This is a genomic window from Curtobacterium sp. PvP017, from assembly GCF_054060195.1.
The window spans coordinates 322,783-338,491 of sequence record NZ_JBSSCY010000002.1; the positions used below are offsets into that span (position 1 = coordinate 322,783).

Consider the following 15,709-nt stretch of genomic DNA (forward strand, 5'->3'; position numbering starts at 1 on the left):
CCTGTCGGCGCCGTCAGACCTGTCGGCGCCGTCAGACCGCGTCGGCACGCAGGAAGTCCGCCACCGGCGTCGATCCCGAGTTGAACCGGATGGTGTTGCCCGCCGTGCCGGGGGTCTCGAGCACGTCGGCGATCACGTGCGCGACGTCGACGCGGGGCACATCGGTCGAGGAGCCGTCCCAGTCCACCGAACCCGTCGCGTCGTCGTCCGTCAGGGTGCTCGGCGCCACGATCGTCCACTGCAGACCGGAGTCGCGCACCACGGCGTCGGCGATCGCCTTCGACTGTGCGTAGGCGAAGAAGTCGTCGTCCTGCGGCACCCCGTGGTCGAGCTGCGACCCGGACCACGACACCATGACGTAGCGGTCGACGCCGGCCTGCTTCGCGCCCTGCACCGACAGGATCGCGGCGTCGCGGTCGATCGCCCACGTCCGGTCGACGGACCCGCCGCCTGCACCGGCGGACCACACGACGGCGTCGTGCCCGCGGACGAGTTCCGCGAAGTCGGTCAGGGACTGCTGCTGGATGTCCGCGACCCGGGGCTCGCCGCCGTGGGCACGGATCTCGTCGGACTGGTCCGCGTCGCGGATGACCGAGGTGACCGTGTGGCCGCGCTCGCTGAGGATGCGGGTGGTGAGGAGTGCGACCTTGCCGTGGCCGCCGAAGACGATGACGTTGCTCATGCGGCGGACGCTACTCGGGCCGGCTCAGTACCCGCAGTCCGTGAGGACCCTCGGAGCGCTCGCGGCGCACGTGCGTACGGTCGGACTTGATCACGACTGGAGACACGATGAGCAAGCAGCACGAGCAGCACACCCTGGTCCGCACCCTGGTGCTCGGCATCCTGAGCGGTGGCCGCAGTGCCACCCCGCTCGCGGTGCTGGCGCTGAACCACGACCGGTCCTCGCTGAAGGGTTCGTGGCAGGACTGGAAGGTCTTCAGCACCCCGCTCGGCCGCGGACTCCTCGTCGCCTCGGCCGTCGGTGAGCTCATCGGCGACAAGCTGCCGATGACCCCGAACCGCATCTCCCCCGCCGGCCTCGTCGGTCGCATCGGCTCCGGCGCGCTCGTCGGCGCCGCGCTCGGGACGACCGGCAAGCGCGACCTGCGCATCGAGGGCGCGATCCTCGGAGGCGTCGGCGCGATCGTCGGGTCGTTCGTCGGGTGGGGTGCCCGCAAGCTCGTCGGTGCCACCACGCGCCTGCCCGACCCGGTCGTGGCGCTCGCCGAGGACGCCGCGACCATCGCCGGCTCCGTGAAGGTCATCACCGCCGACTGATGCGCATCGTCGTCATCGGAGCCACCGGCCACATCGGCACGTTCCTCGTCCCCCGCCTCGTCCGCTCCGGTCACGAGGTCGTCGCCGTCAGCCGCGGTACCAGTACCCCCTACGCCGACTCCCCCGAGTGGCAGCAGGTCGACCGCGTCACCGCGGACCGCGAGCAGGAAGACCGCGACGGCACGTTCGGCACGCGGATCGCCGCGCTCGGCGCCGACGCCGTCGTCGACCTCGTCTGCTTCACCGTCGCCTCCGCCGAAGCCCTCGTCGAAGCACTGCGCGGGACCGGCACGCACCTGGTGCACTGCGGCTCGATCTGGCGCGCGGGTGCATCCCGTGTGCTGCCGATCACCGAGGACGACTTCACGCCGCCCTTCGGTGACTACGGTGTGCAGAAGGACGCGATCGCCCGGATGCTCAAGGAAGAAACCACATCAGGGGGTTTGGCAACGACGACGCTGCACCCCGGCCACATCAGCGGTCCGGGCTGGATGCCGATCGGTCCGCTCGGCAACCTCGATCCGTCGGTGCTGACGGGGCTGTCCGCCGGCGAGACGATCGAGGTCCCCGGTCTCGGCGCCGAGACGATGGCCCACGTGCATGCCGACGACGTCGCGCAGGCCTTCCAGCTCGCCGTCGAACGCCGCGATGCGGCGGTCGGCGAAGACTTCTTCATCACGGCCCCAACGGCGCTCACCGCGCGTGGGTACGCCCACCTGGCAGCGTCGTGGTTCGGCCAGGAGGCCCGGCTCCACTCCGTCAGCTGGGACCGGTTCCGCGAGACCACGACTCCAGAGCACGCTGACGCCAGTTGGGAGCACCTGTCACGCAGCCAGGTGTTCAGCGTCGAGAAGGCCCGCCGTCTGCTCGGCTACACGCCCGCGTTCACCGCCGAACAGACGGTGCTCGATGCCGTCCGCTGGCAGGTCGACCACGACCGGCTCGAGGTGGCTGGCCCCCTCGTCGTCTGAGGACCGCACCCCCACCACATCGTTGCCCTTGCGCTCGATATTAGTTGCAGCTATTATCAGTCGCAGGTAATGTCGCCGCACGCAGATCGACTGGCCGCGAGAGTTCAACGACCAGCTCGATCGTCTTGAGACCGATAGAACCGAGCGTGGTCGAAAACGTCTGCAGTTGCTGACGTTCATGCTCAAGCGATTGCGGGACCTGGACTCCGCTCCGGTTCAGGACACCGCGATGATCAAGCGTGTACGGCAGTCCAAGCAGCATCCGATCTGGCGGGTGTCACACCCCTACGTCGCGGGAGTGGCGCTCCGCTTGATTTGTTGGTTCCCGCCGGACGAGGACCGAGTCGTGGTGGCACTGTTCTCCGGCGACAAAGCGTCAATGGGTGACGTGTTCTACGACACGGTCGGCGTCCGAGCTGATCGATTGATCAACCGATGGCGGAACGAGACCGAGGAAGCATGATGGGCAAGGAAGACTTCGTACGCGGGAACGACCGCCTCGAACAGATGATGCAGCGCCCCGGCGTCGCAGACGCGGTGGCCGCACTCGAGGTCGAAGCGGACGAACTCGACCGCATCCACGCGATGAGCCTCGCGATGGTCCGCGAAGCCGGCAAGCGCACCCAAGCCGAGATCGCGCACGAGCTCGGCATCAGTCAGGGCGCGGTGTCCCAGATGGAGCGGCGAGAAGACATGTTGCTCTCCACGCTCCGCAGCTACATCACCGCGACCGGTGCCGAGAACCCACGGATCATCGTGACCGTCAACGGTCACGATGTCGAGCTCGCGATCTGAGCGTCAATCGGCAGGCGCGCCCTCGTTCACGGCGGCGAGCCCGTTGAGCGTCCGCGGGTAGCCGATCACCGGCACCAGGACGGTGAGCACGTCGAGCAGTTGCTGCCGGGTGTTCCCGACGTGCAGGTTGCCCGCGACGTGTCCCGTGACCTGCGCGTCGGCACCGCCAACCGAGGGAGGTACGGTCCTCCCCCCTTTCGCCGTCTGTGACCGGCCTAGCGTGGCAGCCGTGCCCGGCGAGACCCGCGGGCACGGAGAGGAAACCATGGAGTACCGCCAGCTCGGACGCACCGGCGTCGAGGTGAGCCCGCTCGCTCTGGGCACCATGATGTTCGGTCCGTGGGCGAACGCCGACGTGGAGGACTCGATCCGGATCATCCACCGCGCGCTCGACGCCGGCATCAACTTCGTCGACACCGCCGACGCCTACTCGGACGGCGTCTCCGAGGAGATCGTCGGCAAGGCCATCAAGGGCCGCCGTGACGACGTCGTGCTCGCCACCAAGTTCTTCATGCCGATGGGCGAGGGCCCGAACCGCTCCGGGGGCTCGCGCCGCTGGATCATGCAGGAGGTCGAAAACTCCCTGCGCCGCCTCGGCACCGACCACATCGACCTGTACCAGGTGCACCGTCCGTCCCCGACGACGGACGTCGAGGAGACCCTGGGCGCCCTGACCGACCTGGTCCGTCAGGGCAAGGTCCGGAACATCGGATCGTCCTCGTACTCCGGCGCCGAGATCGTCGAGGCTCAGTGGACCTCGGAGCGCCGCGGCCTGGAGCGCTTCCGCACCGAGCAGCCGCCGTACTCGATCCTGGTGCGCGGCATCGAGGAGGACGTCCTGCCGACCACGCAGCGCTACGGCATGGGCACCCTCGTCTACAGCCCGCTCGCGGGCGGGTGGCTCAGCGGTCGCTGGCGCAAGGACGCTCCCGGCACCCCGACGGCGAAGCACCGCCCCGCGGCCCGGTTCGACATGTCGACGCCCGCGAACCAGCGGAAGCTCGACGTGGTCGAGGAACTCGCGCTTCTGGCGGAGTCGCAGGACATGTCCCTCATCGAGATGTCGCTGGCGTGGGTGATCCGGCACCCCGGCGTCACGAGCGCGATCATCGGCCCGCGCACCATGGAGCAGCTCGAGTCGCAGCTCCCCGCCGCCGACCGTGTGCTCAGCGACGAGGTCCTGGACCGCATCGACGAGCTCGTCGCACCGGGCGTGACGATCAACCCGGACGACAACAGCTACGGGCAGCACACCCTCGTGCCCGCCGCACGACGTCGGTGAACGCGACCGACTGACGGACGGGAGGCCCGTGGCGGCGCCGCCACGGGCCTCCCGTCCGCCCTGTCGATGCGTCAGCGGCGTCGGAACAGCTCGCCGAGGTGCCACGGGCCGGGCGCGAGCCGCACGGCGGCCTCGGCGCGCACGCGCTCCTCGAGCGCACGGTCGCGGGTCAGCTCGTGGATCTCCTGCTCGGCGCGCCAGCGGAACCGCACCCGGCCCAGGAACCCGAGCGGTGCGGCGGATGCGGTGGTCGGGACGGACTCGGTATCGCTCATGCGTCCTCCGGTTCCGGGACGGCTGCGGCCGTCGTGGCGACGAGGTTCGCGAGCAGCTGCAGGCGCTCCTCGGACGGTGAGCCCGGCTCGGTGCCGTAGGCGATGAGCGTCAGACCGGTGTCGGTCGTGAGTTCCATGGTCTCGTAGGTCAGGTCGATGTCGCCGACCTCGGGGTGGTGCACCCGCTTCTCGCCGTTCAGGTGCCGCATGACGCCGTGCGCGGCCCAGCGCTGCCGGAACTCCTCGCTGCGGGTGGAGAGCTCACCGATCAGGTCGGTCAGGCCCTTGTCGTAGGGCTGTCGGGCGGCCTCGGCGCGGAGGACGGCCACCATGTCGCTCGCGACGACGTCCCAGTCGCGCCAGAACTCCTGACCGCGTGGGTCGAGGAACGCGAAGCGGGCGGTGTTCGGGGTGCCGGCGGGGTCGAGGAACAGCGGCGAGTACAGCGCGCGTGCCAGGGCGTTGCCGGCCAGGAAGTCGGAGCGGCCGTTGCGCACCCACGCGGGCATGGTCATGCCGTCGAGCATGCGCTGCACGGTCGGCCGGACCTTCGACGTCGGGGGCTTCCGCCGCGTGGTCGCCGAGGCGTTCTGCACGCGGGCCAGGTCGAACAGGTGCGCGTGCTCGGCGTCGTCGAGGCGCAGCGCACGCGACAGCGACTCGAGCACGCTCTCCGAGACGCCGGTGAGGTTGCCGCGCTCGAGGCGGATGTAGTAGTCGACGCTCATGCCGGCGATGAGTGCGAGCTCCTCGCGGCGGAGCCCCTTGACCCGTCGGACGCCACCGAAGTCGGGCAACCCGACCTGCTGCGGTGTGACCCGCTCGCGGCGGGTGCGGAGGAAGTCGCGCACTTCGCTTCTGGTGTCCATGCGTCCACGGTAGGACGGTGCGGGCCGGGGAAGCAGGGGTTGCTGGTACCCGTCAGACGACGTCGCGGGCACGCTCCGCGATGCGTTCCGTCGCCGCCCAGGAAGCGAGCAGGCGGAGCGCGTCGGCGGTCGGGCTGCCCGGGGTCGCCGGGTAGATCGTCAGCGCGAGTCCCGGGTCCTCGGCGAGTTCGAGCGTCTGGAAGTGCAGCTCGAGCGGGCCGACGACGGCGTGGTGGAAGGACTTCACGCCGGCGTAGTGGCGCCGGACGTCGTGCGCGGCCCAGAGCGCGCGGAAGTCGTCGCTCCGCATCGAGAGTTCTCCGATGAGCGCCGCGAGGTCGCGGTCGTTCGGCGTGCGGCCGGCCTCGCGCCGCAGGATCGCGACGTTCGTGTGCGCCGCCCGCTGCCAGTCCTGGTAGAAGTTCCGCGCCTGGGGGTCGAGGAAGATGAAGCGCGAGAAGTTCATCGGTCGGGCCGGCGCCGACACCAGGTCCGAGTGCATGGCGTAACCGAGGGCGTTGGCGGCGACGATGTCCTGGCGGTTGTTGATGATCATCGCCGGAGCGTCGGTGATGACGTCGAGCAGGTACTGCAGCTCCGGGCGGACCGCGGCGACCGGCACGACCGTGCCCGCCCGCCGCGGGGTCGCGTTCTGGTGCCGGGACAGGTCTCGGAGGTGTTCGAGCTCGGCCGCGTCGAGCTGCAGTGCGCCGGCGATGGCCTCGAGCACGCTGTCCGAGACGCCCTGCAGGTTCCCCCGCTCCAGTCGCGTGTAGTAGTCGATGCTGACGCCTGCCAGCCGGGCGACCTCTTCGCGCCGGAGCCCGGTGACCCTGCGGCGGGTGCCGAACGTCTCGACCCCGGCCTGCTCGGGGGTGATGCGGGCGCGACGGCTGGACAGGAAGTCGCGGGCTTCGTCGCGGTGGTTCATGTCGTCACGGTAACGGGCCGGGGAGCGTGCGAGCGAGGGGCTGCCGGAACCCCCGTGGCAGCGCTCCGTCGGCTCACCCCGCGGCGCGGGTCAGCGGCACGGACACGATGCGGTCGTCGCCCTCCGCAGGATCACCGCGGCCGTCGGTGTTGTTCGTGACGAACCACAGCGTGTCCGCCGGTCCCTCGAGCACGGTCCGGATCCGGCCGAAGTCGCCCTGGAAGTACTCGGTCGACGAACCCGGGTCGTCCGCCGGGATCGCCCGGAGCACCTCGCCGCGCAGGTTGGCCACGAACACGGTGTCGTCGACGACCGTCAGGCCACTCGGGGAGGCCTCGTCCGTCGACCACTGCTGCACCGGATCGACGAAGCCCTGGTCCTCGCCGCCCTCCCCTTCGACCTCGGGCCAGCCGTAGTTCTCCCCCGCCTCGATGACGTTCAACTCGTCGAGCGTGTTCTCGCCGAACTCCGACGCGAACATCGTGCCGTCCGACGACCAGCCCATGCCCTGCACGTTGCGGTGCCCGAGGCTCCACACCGGGGACCCGTCGACGGGGTTGTCGTCCGGCACGTCGCCGTCCGGGGTGAGCCGCAGGATCTTGCCCGCGAGCGAGTCCTCGTCCTGCGCGTCGCTGCTCGCGCCGGCGTCCCCGACGCTGGCGTAGAGCATGTCGTCCGGGCCGAACGCGATCCGGCCGCCGTCGTGGAACGTGTTCGACGGCAGTCCGTCGATGATCGTCGTGGCGTCGCCGAGCGCCCACGAGCCCGTGGTGCCGGTCAGGTCGTACCGCTGGATCCGGTTGCCGTCGTCGGCCGTCGAGTACACGAACAGGTCGTCGTCGTGCAGGGCCAGGCCGAGCAGTCCGCCCTCGCCGCCGTGGCTGACGCCGTCGACCGTGCCGACCTCGCGCGTCGTGCCGTCGTCCTGCAGCTCGAGGACCCGGGCAGAGTCGCGCTCGCTGACCAGGGCGTCGCCGTCGTCCCCGGTGCGGACGACGGACCACGGTGCCTCGAGCCCCGTGACCACGTCGGTGGTGTCGCCGTCGGGCGCGGTCTGCCCGGTCGGCAGGTCGGCCGGGGCGGTGGCACGGGCGCTCGCCGACGAGCCGCGGTCGTCGTCCGGTGCGGCGTCGGCGCAGCCGCCCAGGGCGAGCGCGGCCACCGCGGCGATGCCCGCGGCGGACCAGGCGCGTCGGGCGCGGGTGGGGGTCGGGTGCTGGTGCGGGTGTTCGCTGCTGTCCACGGTGGTCCTCCCGGATCGTGCGTCGATCACACACGTGGTGTTCGGGAAACGGCTGAGGGGTACGGTCGGCACCTCCCTCCGGTGCGCACATCGGCCTACCGTCGGGGTCATGGAGATCCAACCGAAGCAGCCGACCGTCAAGAACCCGGCCGAGCAGTTCACCGGAGACGTCTACCTCGACGCCATCGCCTCGCCGAAGGAGGACGGCCAGTCGATGACCGTCGCCAAGGTCCGGTTCCTGCCCGGCGCGCGGACCGCGTGGCACTCGCACGCCAAGGGGCAGACCCTGCACGTCACCGAGGGCGTCGCGCGGATGGGGACCCGTGACGGCGGCGTCGTCGAGGTCCAGGCCGGGCAGACCGTCTACACGCCGGCCGGTGAGGAGCACTGGCACGGTGCGACCCCGACGGACTACATGGAGCACCTCGCGATGCTCGACCTCGCCGACGACCCGGCGACCACCACCACCTGGCTCGAACACGTCACCGACGAGGAGTACTCCGCATGACCACCATCGCCATCATCGGGGCCGGCAAGGGCCTCGGACTCGCCGTCGCCGAGCGCTTCGGCCGTGAGGGCTTCTCGATCGCCTTGATCTCCCGCAACCAGGACCGGCTGGACGGCCTCGCCGCATCGCTGCGCGAGCAGGGCATCACCGCCGCCGGGTTCGCCGCGAACGTCCGTGACGGCGACTCGCTCCGCACCGCCCTCGAGCGCGCGACCGAGCAGCTCGGCCCGATCGAGGTGCTGCAGTACAGCCCGCTCCCCGCCAAGGAGTACATGCGCCCCGTTCTCGAGACCACCGCCGACGACCTGGTCGGCCCGATCGAGTTCTCGGTCTACGGCTCGGTCAACGCGGTCCGTCAGGTGCTGCCCGGCATGCGGGCGATCGGCCACGGCACGATCCTGTTCGTCAACGGCGGCAGTGCGGTCCGGCCCGGCGCCCGGGTCACCGGCACCTCGGTCGCGTTCGCGGCGGAGAGCGCCTACGCCCAGCTCCTGCACGACGCCGTGCGCGACGAGCAGGTCCACGTCGGGCAGCTCATCATCCCGTTCGGCATCGACGACGGGCAGCCGGAGCACTCCGGCGAGTCCATCGCGGACCGGCTGTGGGCGATCCACGCCGAGCGCGGCGAGTTCCGCACCTACGCGGAGGCGCTGCCCGACCCCGCCTGAGCACGGCTCACGCCGTGACGGACGGGAGGCCCGGTGCCAGCTGGCACCGGGCCTCCCGTCCGTCCTCGGGTCACGTCGAGAGCACCGCGACGGCACGCGCGGCGCGTGCGGCGACCTCGGTGGCCGTCGGCGCCGGAGCCAGGCCGAGCAGGCGCTCGCGGTGGAGCTCCCCGAGCAGCAGCGTGAAGAGTTCGGCGGCGGTCTCCGGAGTCGCTCCGGCACGGACCAGGGCCTGCTGGGCGGCGAGCGGGCCGGCCTCGTGGAACTCGCGGGCGAGCTCGGGCGACCGGGTCGACTCCGCGATGACGAGCCGGTGCAGGGCGACAGCGCGGTCCGAGAGCAACGCGCCGCCGATCGACGCCGCGGTGGACTCGAGGCCGCGGGTGGGCCCGTCCGCGTACGTGTGCTGCCGCCGGACGACCGCGCGGAGCAGCGCGGGCTTGTCGCCGAACGCCGTGTAGAGCGTGCGCTTCGTGACCCCGGCCTCGGCGGCGATGCGATCGAGCGCGACTCCTGCGAAGCCGTGCTCGAGGAACAGGTCGGTCGCGACGTCGAGGATCCGCTCGTCACGGGCGGCTCGCTCGTCGGCGGTCGGACGTCCTCGCTTGTTCACGAGACCAGCCTACCCGTAATGATACGCTCCCGTTTCATTGACGAGGAGGGTCCATGACCGATGTGGTCTGTCACGTGGCGATCGCCGACGACTGGGAGATGAGCCGCGGGTTCGGCGAGTACGAGGTCGCGACCCGCGGGGTGCCGCTCGATCCCGACGGGTACGTCCGCGCGACGACGCCGGACCGGGTGTCCGAGGTCGTCGCCGAGCGGTACGGCGACCTCGCGCTGCCCCTGCTCCGGATCGACCTGAGCGTCGCAGGGCTCGCGGCTGCGGGGGTGACGGTCGAGTGGGTCGACGGGCTCCCGCGGATCCGGGGGCCGATCCCGATGGACGACGAGGTCGTGTTGGCCGAGGTGCCGATCGCGATGGGTCCTCGGACGTAGTCGCGCGCCCGGAGCCCGGCGACGGCACGGGGTGCTCGTAGCGTCGCAGGCGTGGAACCGAACGCGTTCGACGGCGTGGCGGGCGTCGCGCTGCTGCTGCTCATGCCGACGTCGGTGGTGTTCGTCGCCGCCGCGCTCCGACGACTCGCGGTGCCGCGGTGGTCCTGGGCGCTGTACCTGCTCGGGGTGGGCGGCGTCCTCGTCCTGCTCCACTTCGCTGGGCACACCCGGTACGAGGTGGAGGACGACACGCAGATCTGGTGGGACTTCGGCCAGTTCGTGGGGCTCGGTCTCGGACGCATCGGGGTCGGCGTCAACGCGGTCGTGGCGACGGCGTGGATACTGTCCCGCCCACGCGGCGCCGACGAGGTCCTGCCGCGACGCGAGACCCGGTTGGTCGCCGCGTCGTACCTGACCACCGCGATCGCAACCGCACTGCCGGCGACGTGGTGGGCTGCCGGGCTCGGGATCGTGCCGCTCCCCATCGAGCTGGCGGTCGTGGCGGTCGGGGTGGGGTTCTTGACCGTCGCGTTGTGGCTGCGCCGGACACGGGCCACGAGGGCTGACGAGGCCGTTCAGGTGCCCGAGTTCCTGTGGCCGCTGGACGCGGGCATCGCGATCGCGGTGGTCGGGTTGCTCGCCGTCGGTCCGCTGCTCACGGGGAGCGGGTTGCCGGACGGGTCGGCCGGCCCTGCTCCGGACGTCGCGGTGACCGCCGCACCGACGACGGACCCGGACTGGCCCGGGCCGGTGCCGACCACGACGACGACGCTCGACGCCGACGCGATCGAGGCGGACACCCGCTCGTTGCTCGAGGACACGGTCCGCTGGGCCGGCCCCCTCGACGACCTGTCGTCACCGACGCCCGCCGCTGCCCGGCCGCCGCAGGTCGAACTCGTCGCGGAGCGGTGCGACGACGGTGGACGGCGGTGGACCGGGTCGCTCGTGCTGCCCACCGCCCGGCCGCAGGACCTGGCACCGCGGGTGCAGGCGGGGTGGGACGCAGCGGGCTACGCGGCGGTCGACCGGGCGATGGGCACCGACCTCGTCATGCCGCTCCGCGGGGACGCCGCGGTGGAACGGATGCGGCTCGGCGGTGGACCCGACGGGGTGCACGTCGACGTCGAGTCCTTCTGCACCGGCACGTGAGCACGACACCCGCGCCCTAGGCTGGAAGGGATGTCCAGCGTCCTCCTCACCGTGCACGTCGTGGCGGCGCTGCTCACCCTCGGGCCCGTCGCGGTCGCCGGGAGCACGTTCCCGAAGCCCGCACGCGCGCTCGTCGCCGATCCGGACGACCAGGCCGCTCGAGCCGTCGCGACGGTCCTGCACCGGATCTGCCACGTGTACTCGATCATCTCGCTCGCCGTCCCGACGTTCGGCACGGCGCTGGCGTTCGAGGTCGGGGCGCTCGACGAGGCCTGGCTGCTCGTGTCGATCGGTCTGACCGCCGTGGCTGCGGCGATCCTCGCGCTCGGGGTCCTGCCGGAGCAGCGCCAGGTCCTCCGCGGCAACGGGACGGAGCGCTCGCCGCGGAAGCTCGCGGCGCTGGTCGGTTCGTTCAACCTGGTGTGGGTCGTCGTCGCCGTGCTCATGGTGGTGCAGCCCGGCGCCTGACCGGGCCGCACCACGGCAGCAGCACGCACTGTGCCGCCCCGCCTCAGTGCGCCCGCCGCACCGCCACCCGGCGTCGGCCGTGCGCGGTGAGCCACGCCCCCGCGGTCACGACCAGCGGCAGCCCGATCGCCAGCAGGGCCAGCATCGACCAGTCCGGAACGAACGGCATGTGGTTCGTCCCGACCACGGGCTCCGTGAACCGCAGGGTGAGCGCCCGCATCGGCAGCAGCCCCAGCAGGGTGCCGATCACCGCGCCCACCGAGGCCAGGATCGCCGCCTGCCAGGTCGACACCCGCCGCCGGAGTCGTGGTGCAGCACCGATCGCGTCGAGCACCTCGTCGTCTCGGCGCCCGTCGGACCGTGCGAGCCCGATGGCCACCGCAGTCGCGCCGATCGTCACGGCTGCGGCCAGCGCGAGCACGATCGCGCGGATGAGCGCGCCGTTGTCGACCGGACCGGCCTCGTAGGCGAACTGCGGGCCGTCCCACCGGGCTCGGTCCGCGCCGCCGAAGCTCTGCCAGGCGGAACTCAGCTCGTCCCACTGTTCGGGGGCGATGTCCCCGGGCAGCGTCGTGACGAGCATGCCGTCGACGGCCGGGACCCCGTACTGCGCAGCGGTCGCCTTCGTCATGAAGACGCCGACCTGGATCCGCGGCGACTGCACGTCGAGCACCGCAGGGATGGACACGCTGGCGTCCGGCTTCGTCCTCGTCGTGATCGTCGGGCTCTCCCACGTGCGGTCGTGGAACGTGTCGATGCGGACCGCGCCGTCGTGGGCGTACTCCGGCCACAGGGACACCGCCTCGCCGCCCTCGAGCGCATCCCGCACGGCAGCCGACGGGCGGTGGCCGGTGAGCACGGCGTAGTCGTCGACGGTGCCCGTCCAGATGTGCGGCGTACTCGCGTCAGCGGTGTCGAGGTAGTACGCGCAGCCGGTGGTGTCGTTCGCGGGGCAGTCGAAGTCCGTCCACCGGTGCGGCACCGTCACGGACGACGGGGTGTCGCCCGCCCAGCCCTCGGCCACGCCGAGCACCCGGATCCGGTCGTGGTCGAACACCCGGGCCACGACCTTCGCCGCGTGTGTTGTCAACGCCGCGTCGTGACCGCTGGAGGCACCGTCCTCGCTGGACAGCTGCACCTCGGTCGTCGCCACTCCGACGGCCGTGCGGTACTCGTACCCACGGACGTACTGGGCGTGACTCGACGCACTCCACGTGATCACCACCGACGCGACGAACACGACGCTCATCACGCTCGCGAGCACCGGCACCGTCCGGACCGGGTTGCGCCGTGCATCGCGTGCGGCGAGACGCGCCGACAACCCGAGGCGCGACGACAGCCGCGTGACGAGGGCGAGGAGCCACGGCGAGCAGATCGCGATGCCGAGCTGCATCAGGCACGGTCCGAGCGCGACTCCGGCCCCGGCCACCCAGGCCCAGTGGTCGTCCTGCACCGGGCGGTCGTTGAGCATGAGCACCCCGACGCCGCAGGCCAGCGTCATCACGGCGCCGGCGACGACGAGCGCCGGCCCCCAGACGCGGCGCCGACGGCGGGCCGGACGGTCGACGGGCGCGGGACGGAGCGAACCCCGCAGCGCTGCGAGCACGTTGATGCGCGTGGCGGCCCGAGCGGCGACGAGGGCGGAGACCAGCCCGGCCAGGATGCCGGCGGCCGCGACCACGAGCAGCAGGAGCGGGGGCACGTGCAGGCCCGGGAACGACACGACGTCACCGTTGTCGATCAGGCGGAACACCACGACGCCGAGCCCGGTGCCCGCCGCGACGCCGAGGACCGCGCCGATCGACCCGAGCACGAGGCCGGAGCCGGCGACGATCGTCCGGACGAACCGCTTGTCCCCGCCGACGCTCGTCACGATCGCGTACGAACGGGTGTCCGCCCGGGTCCCGACCAGGAACGCGGCCCCGGCGAGCAGTGCGACCTCGAACATCGCGAAGACACCGAGCAGCGCCATCGCACCGAGGTACCACAGCAGCGAGGAGCTCATCTGGCCGCCGGGCAGGCGGGCGTCCGGCGGGTCGAGGACCACGGGGCGTGACTGCACGACGATGCCGTGCGCGTTGAGCTGCCGGATCTCCGACCAGGTCGGGGCGTCCGACGGCAGGTAGACGGTGACGTCGGTCAGGCCGACGTCGTCGGTGGTGTCGGTCGTCGACAGCGTCGTCCCCCAGGGCAGGAACACCCCCTGCTCGCTCGGTGCCGAGCCGAGGTCGCGCATCGTCCCGGTGATCGTGAACCGCTTCGTGACGGGGTCGGTGAGGTCGACGGTGTCACCGATGTGCGCACCGAGCCGGTCGAGGGTCGCGGGCGTGACCATGAGCTGGTTGCGTGCGGTCGGTGCCGAGCCGTCGAGGACGCGCCAGTGCCCCTCGAGGGACGGGTCCCAGACGCTGCCCTCCACCGCGGCCAGACCCACCGGGCCACGCGGACCCTGCACCACGACGGGGGTGCTTCCGACCGGGATCGACAGGGCACCGTCCGGCACGTGGGCGAGGACGTTCGCGAACGGGGCGTCCTCGTCGGCCTTCGTGACCGGGCTGTCCCGCTTCGAGTCGGTGAACTGCCACTGCACCGGGTCCTGCCGCATGCCGGGCAGGTCCGGTCCGGACACCCGCATCTGCGCCGCCGCGTTGCCGAGGTCGTAGTCCAGTGACTCCTCGACCGTGGGCTGTGTCGACTGCACGACGACCGCCACTGCGGCGAACCCGGCGGTCGGGATGCCGATGAGCGCGATGATCAGCGCCGCCCGACCGGCCTTCGCGAACGCCAGTCGACGCCCCAGACGGAGCGCCGGTCGGAGGGCGAACGGCGTCCGGCCGGTACCGGGACGCCGACGCCGGCTCACGACGCGTTCCGGTCCGCCAGGGCGAGTTCGACGCCTGAGTACACGGTCTCGTCGACCACGCGACCGTCGCGCAGGAAGACGATCCGGTCCGCCCAGGCCGCGTGCCGGGCGTCGTGGGTGACGAGCAGCGCGCCGGCTCCGGCGTCCACGTGTCGACGGAGCATGCGGAGCACGACCTCGCCGGTCTGCGAGTCGAGTGCGCCGGTCGGCTCGTCGGCCAGCACGAGCCGACGTTCGCCGACCACGCCCCGGGCGATCGCGACGCGCTGCTGCTGCCCGCCGGACAGGTCGTCCGGGTAGGCGTCGGCGCGGTGTGCGAGTTCGACGTTGTCGAGCGCCAGTTCCGCGGCGCGGCGGGCCTTCGATGCCTTCCAGCCGTCGAGTTCGAGCGGCAGCGCCACGTTCTCGACGGCGGTGAGCGAGGGGATCAGGTTGAAGTCCTGGAACACGAACCCGATGAGGCGACGGCGCAGGGCCGCGAGTTCCTTGGCTGGCCGATCGGACACGAACGCGCCGTCGATCAGGACCTCGCCGCTCGTGGGCGGCAGCAGGGTGCCGGCGCAGGCGAGCAGCGTCGACTTGCCGGAGCCCGAGGTCCCCATCACCGCGACCATCTCGCCGCGCTGGACGGCCAGGTCGATGCCGGCCAGCGCCGTGACGGCCTTCGCGCCGGAGCCGTAGTGCACGCTGACGGCGTCGAGCTGCAGGAGCGGTGCGGCGCTCACCGTGCGCTCCGCGCGACGTCGGCAGCGGTCGGGGACGAGGAGCCGGCGTCAGCCGCCGGGTGCTCGTCCGGCCGGTACCGAGCCACGGTGGATTCCACGTGGTCGAGCCAGCGCACCTCGGCCTCGGCCTGGAACACCATCGACTCGAGCACGAGCGACCACGCCAGGTCCGTCGCGGGATCGGTCGTGCGCTTGAGCCGGGTCAGGTCCTGCAGGTTCCGGATCGCTGCGGCCCGCTGCACCTGCACCAGGCGGGTGACGTCGACACCCGGCACGGTGACGGCGAGGGCCAGCTTGATCGCCAGTTCGTCGCGTCCGCGCTTGGCGGGCACCGGCTCACTGAACCAGCGCGCCACTTCCCCGCGACCCGCGTCGGTCACCGTGTAGACGACGTGGCCGTCGTCGTCGGTGTCGCCGCGGGCCACGAGGCCGTCGCGTTCCAGGCGGTCGAGGGTCGTGTAGACCTGGCCGATGTTCAGCGGCCAGCTCCCGCCGGTGCGGTGCTCGAACTCCCCCCTGAGCTGGTACCCGTACCCGGGTCCCCCCACCAGCAGCGCGAGTACGCCCATCCGTACGCTCATGACACTTCCCCGTCTCTCGTCCACCATGGACATACGGAGTATGCCCATACTGCGTATGCATCCGCAACCAGGAGACGGACTGGAGGCCCGTGGCGGTGTCGCCA

Annotated in this window: 20 protein-coding genes; 10 read left to right on the top strand and 10 right to left on the bottom strand. The window is 71.7% G+C overall.

Annotation, left to right across the window (positions count from 1 at the left end):
• Positions 1 to 31: 31 nt before the first annotated feature.
• Positions 32 to 682: an SDR family oxidoreductase gene (locus tag ACVKXF_RS05525; RefSeq protein ID WP_456795115.1), complete on the bottom strand. Its 651-nt coding sequence runs from the start codon at positions 680 to 682 to the stop codon at positions 32 to 34.
• 107 nt (positions 683 to 789) lie between these two features.
• Here ACVKXF_RS05525 and ACVKXF_RS05530 point away from each other — a divergent pair, with 107 nt between their 5' ends.
• The 4 genes from ACVKXF_RS05530 (at position 790) to ACVKXF_RS05545 (ending at position 3,044) form a co-directional block, all read left to right on the top strand.
• On the top strand, positions 790 to 1,278 hold the full coding sequence (locus tag ACVKXF_RS05530) for a DUF4126 family protein (RefSeq protein ID WP_123311434.1): 489 nt from the start codon (positions 790 to 792) through the stop codon (positions 1,276 to 1,278).
• A complete protein-coding gene (locus ACVKXF_RS05535; protein ID WP_456795116.1) occupies positions 1,278 to 2,249 on the top strand; it encodes an NAD-dependent epimerase/dehydratase family protein in 972 nt (323 codons plus the stop codon). The genes ACVKXF_RS05530 and ACVKXF_RS05535 overlap by 1 nt, the downstream gene beginning before the upstream one ends.
• A 166-nt stretch (positions 2,250 to 2,415) precedes the next feature.
• A complete protein-coding gene (locus tag ACVKXF_RS05540; protein WP_456795117.1) occupies positions 2,416 to 2,712 on the top strand; it encodes a hypothetical protein in 297 nt (98 codons plus the stop codon).
• The gene (locus tag ACVKXF_RS05545) at positions 2,712 to 3,044 is read left to right on the top strand and encodes a sigma factor-like helix-turn-helix DNA-binding protein (RefSeq protein WP_258373139.1); all 333 of its coding nucleotides are present in this window, start codon (positions 2,712 to 2,714) and stop codon (positions 3,042 to 3,044) included. Before ACVKXF_RS05540 ends, ACVKXF_RS05545 begins: the two co-directional genes overlap by 1 nt.
• A 3-nt stretch (positions 3,045 to 3,047) precedes the next feature.
• Here ACVKXF_RS05545 and ACVKXF_RS05550 read toward each other — a convergent pair whose 3' ends face one another.
• Positions 3,048 to 3,422, bottom strand: a complete 375-nt coding sequence (locus ACVKXF_RS05550; protein ID WP_456795118.1) for a carboxymuconolactone decarboxylase family protein — start codon at positions 3,420 to 3,422, stop codon at positions 3,048 to 3,050.
• Between ACVKXF_RS05550 and ACVKXF_RS05555 the strand changes: the two genes are divergently transcribed.
• Positions 3,310 to 4,326 (top strand): aldo/keto reductase, encoded by a 1,017-nt coding sequence (locus ACVKXF_RS05555; RefSeq protein WP_456795119.1) that lies wholly within the window; start codon positions 3,310 to 3,312, stop codon positions 4,324 to 4,326. The genes ACVKXF_RS05550 and ACVKXF_RS05555 overlap by 113 nt on opposite strands.
• A gap of 71 nt (positions 4,327 to 4,397) precedes the next feature.
• On the opposite strand, the gene ACVKXF_RS05560 is transcribed toward ACVKXF_RS05555, so the two are convergent.
• The 4 genes from ACVKXF_RS05560 to ACVKXF_RS05575 all read right to left on the bottom strand — a co-directional run bounded on the left by ACVKXF_RS05560 (position 4,398) and on the right by ACVKXF_RS05575 (position 7,644).
• Positions 4,398 to 4,601, bottom strand: coding sequence for a hypothetical protein (locus ACVKXF_RS05560; RefSeq protein WP_456795120.1), 204 nt, complete (start codon positions 4,599 to 4,601; stop codon positions 4,398 to 4,400).
• Positions 4,598 to 5,470, bottom strand: a complete 873-nt coding sequence (locus ACVKXF_RS05565; RefSeq protein ID WP_456795121.1) for a helix-turn-helix transcriptional regulator — start codon at positions 5,468 to 5,470, stop codon at positions 4,598 to 4,600. The genes ACVKXF_RS05560 and ACVKXF_RS05565 overlap by 4 nt, the downstream gene beginning before the upstream one ends.
• Before the next feature lie 52 nt (positions 5,471 to 5,522).
• On the bottom strand, positions 5,523 to 6,401 hold the full coding sequence (locus ACVKXF_RS05570) for a helix-turn-helix transcriptional regulator (protein ID WP_456795122.1): 879 nt from the start codon (positions 6,399 to 6,401) through the stop codon (positions 5,523 to 5,525).
• 73 nt (positions 6,402 to 6,474) lie between these two features.
• Positions 6,475 to 7,644, bottom strand: a complete 1,170-nt coding sequence (locus tag ACVKXF_RS05575) for a PQQ-dependent sugar dehydrogenase (RefSeq protein WP_456795123.1) — start codon at positions 7,642 to 7,644, stop codon at positions 6,475 to 6,477.
• Between the two features lie 109 nt (positions 7,645 to 7,753).
• Here ACVKXF_RS05575 and ACVKXF_RS05580 point away from each other — a divergent pair, with 109 nt between their 5' ends.
• Positions 7,754 to 8,152 carry a (R)-mandelonitrile lyase gene (locus ACVKXF_RS05580; RefSeq protein WP_123311457.1) on the top strand — a complete coding sequence of 133 codons (399 nt, stop codon included), beginning with the start codon at positions 7,754 to 7,756 and terminating at the stop codon, positions 8,150 to 8,152.
• Positions 8,149 to 8,820: an SDR family NAD(P)-dependent oxidoreductase gene (locus ACVKXF_RS05585; protein ID WP_123311459.1), complete on the top strand. Its 672-nt coding sequence runs from the start codon at positions 8,149 to 8,151 to the stop codon at positions 8,818 to 8,820. Before ACVKXF_RS05580 ends, ACVKXF_RS05585 begins: the two co-directional genes overlap by 4 nt.
• 70 nt (positions 8,821 to 8,890) lie before the next feature.
• Here ACVKXF_RS05585 and ACVKXF_RS05590 read toward each other — a convergent pair whose 3' ends face one another.
• Complete coding sequence (locus ACVKXF_RS05590) at positions 8,891 to 9,433, bottom strand: TetR/AcrR family transcriptional regulator (RefSeq protein ID WP_456795124.1); 543 nt, start codon at positions 9,431 to 9,433, stop codon at positions 8,891 to 8,893.
• Between the two features lie 53 nt (positions 9,434 to 9,486).
• On the opposite strand from ACVKXF_RS05590, the gene ACVKXF_RS05595 reads away from it, so the two are divergent.
• Genes ACVKXF_RS05595 through ACVKXF_RS05605 form a run of 3 tightly spaced genes read left to right on the top strand, consistent with a single transcriptional unit; the run spans position 9,487 to position 11,436 of the window.
• Positions 9,487 to 9,819: a hypothetical protein gene (locus ACVKXF_RS05595; RefSeq protein WP_456795125.1), complete on the top strand. Its 333-nt coding sequence runs from the start codon at positions 9,487 to 9,489 to the stop codon at positions 9,817 to 9,819.
• 51 nt (positions 9,820 to 9,870) lie between these two features.
• A complete protein-coding gene (locus ACVKXF_RS05600) occupies positions 9,871 to 10,968 on the top strand; it encodes a hypothetical protein (RefSeq protein ID WP_340196942.1) in 1,098 nt (365 codons plus the stop codon).
• A gap of 30 nt (positions 10,969 to 10,998) precedes the next feature.
• The gene (locus ACVKXF_RS05605) at positions 10,999 to 11,436 is read left to right on the top strand and encodes a hypothetical protein (protein WP_123311473.1); all 438 of its coding nucleotides are present in this window, start codon (positions 10,999 to 11,001) and stop codon (positions 11,434 to 11,436) included.
• A 43-nt stretch (positions 11,437 to 11,479) separates the two neighbouring features.
• Here the strand turns inward: ACVKXF_RS05605 and ACVKXF_RS05610 are convergent, their stop codons facing one another.
• From ACVKXF_RS05610 to ACVKXF_RS05620, 3 genes are read right to left on the bottom strand one after another with little or no spacing between them, the layout of a single operon-like run.
• Positions 11,480 to 14,299, bottom strand: a complete 2,820-nt coding sequence (locus ACVKXF_RS05610) for an FtsX-like permease family protein (RefSeq protein WP_456795126.1) — start codon at positions 14,297 to 14,299, stop codon at positions 11,480 to 11,482.
• A complete protein-coding gene (locus tag ACVKXF_RS05615; RefSeq protein WP_456795127.1) occupies positions 14,296 to 15,024 on the bottom strand; it encodes an ABC transporter ATP-binding protein in 729 nt (242 codons plus the stop codon). The genes ACVKXF_RS05610 and ACVKXF_RS05615 overlap by 4 nt, the downstream gene beginning before the upstream one ends.
• Positions 15,021 to 15,605 carry a PadR family transcriptional regulator gene (locus ACVKXF_RS05620; RefSeq protein ID WP_456795128.1) on the bottom strand — a complete coding sequence of 195 codons (585 nt, stop codon included), beginning with the start codon at positions 15,603 to 15,605 and terminating at the stop codon, positions 15,021 to 15,023. The genes ACVKXF_RS05615 and ACVKXF_RS05620 overlap by 4 nt, the downstream gene beginning before the upstream one ends.
• Between the last annotated feature and the right edge of the window lie 104 nt (positions 15,606 to 15,709).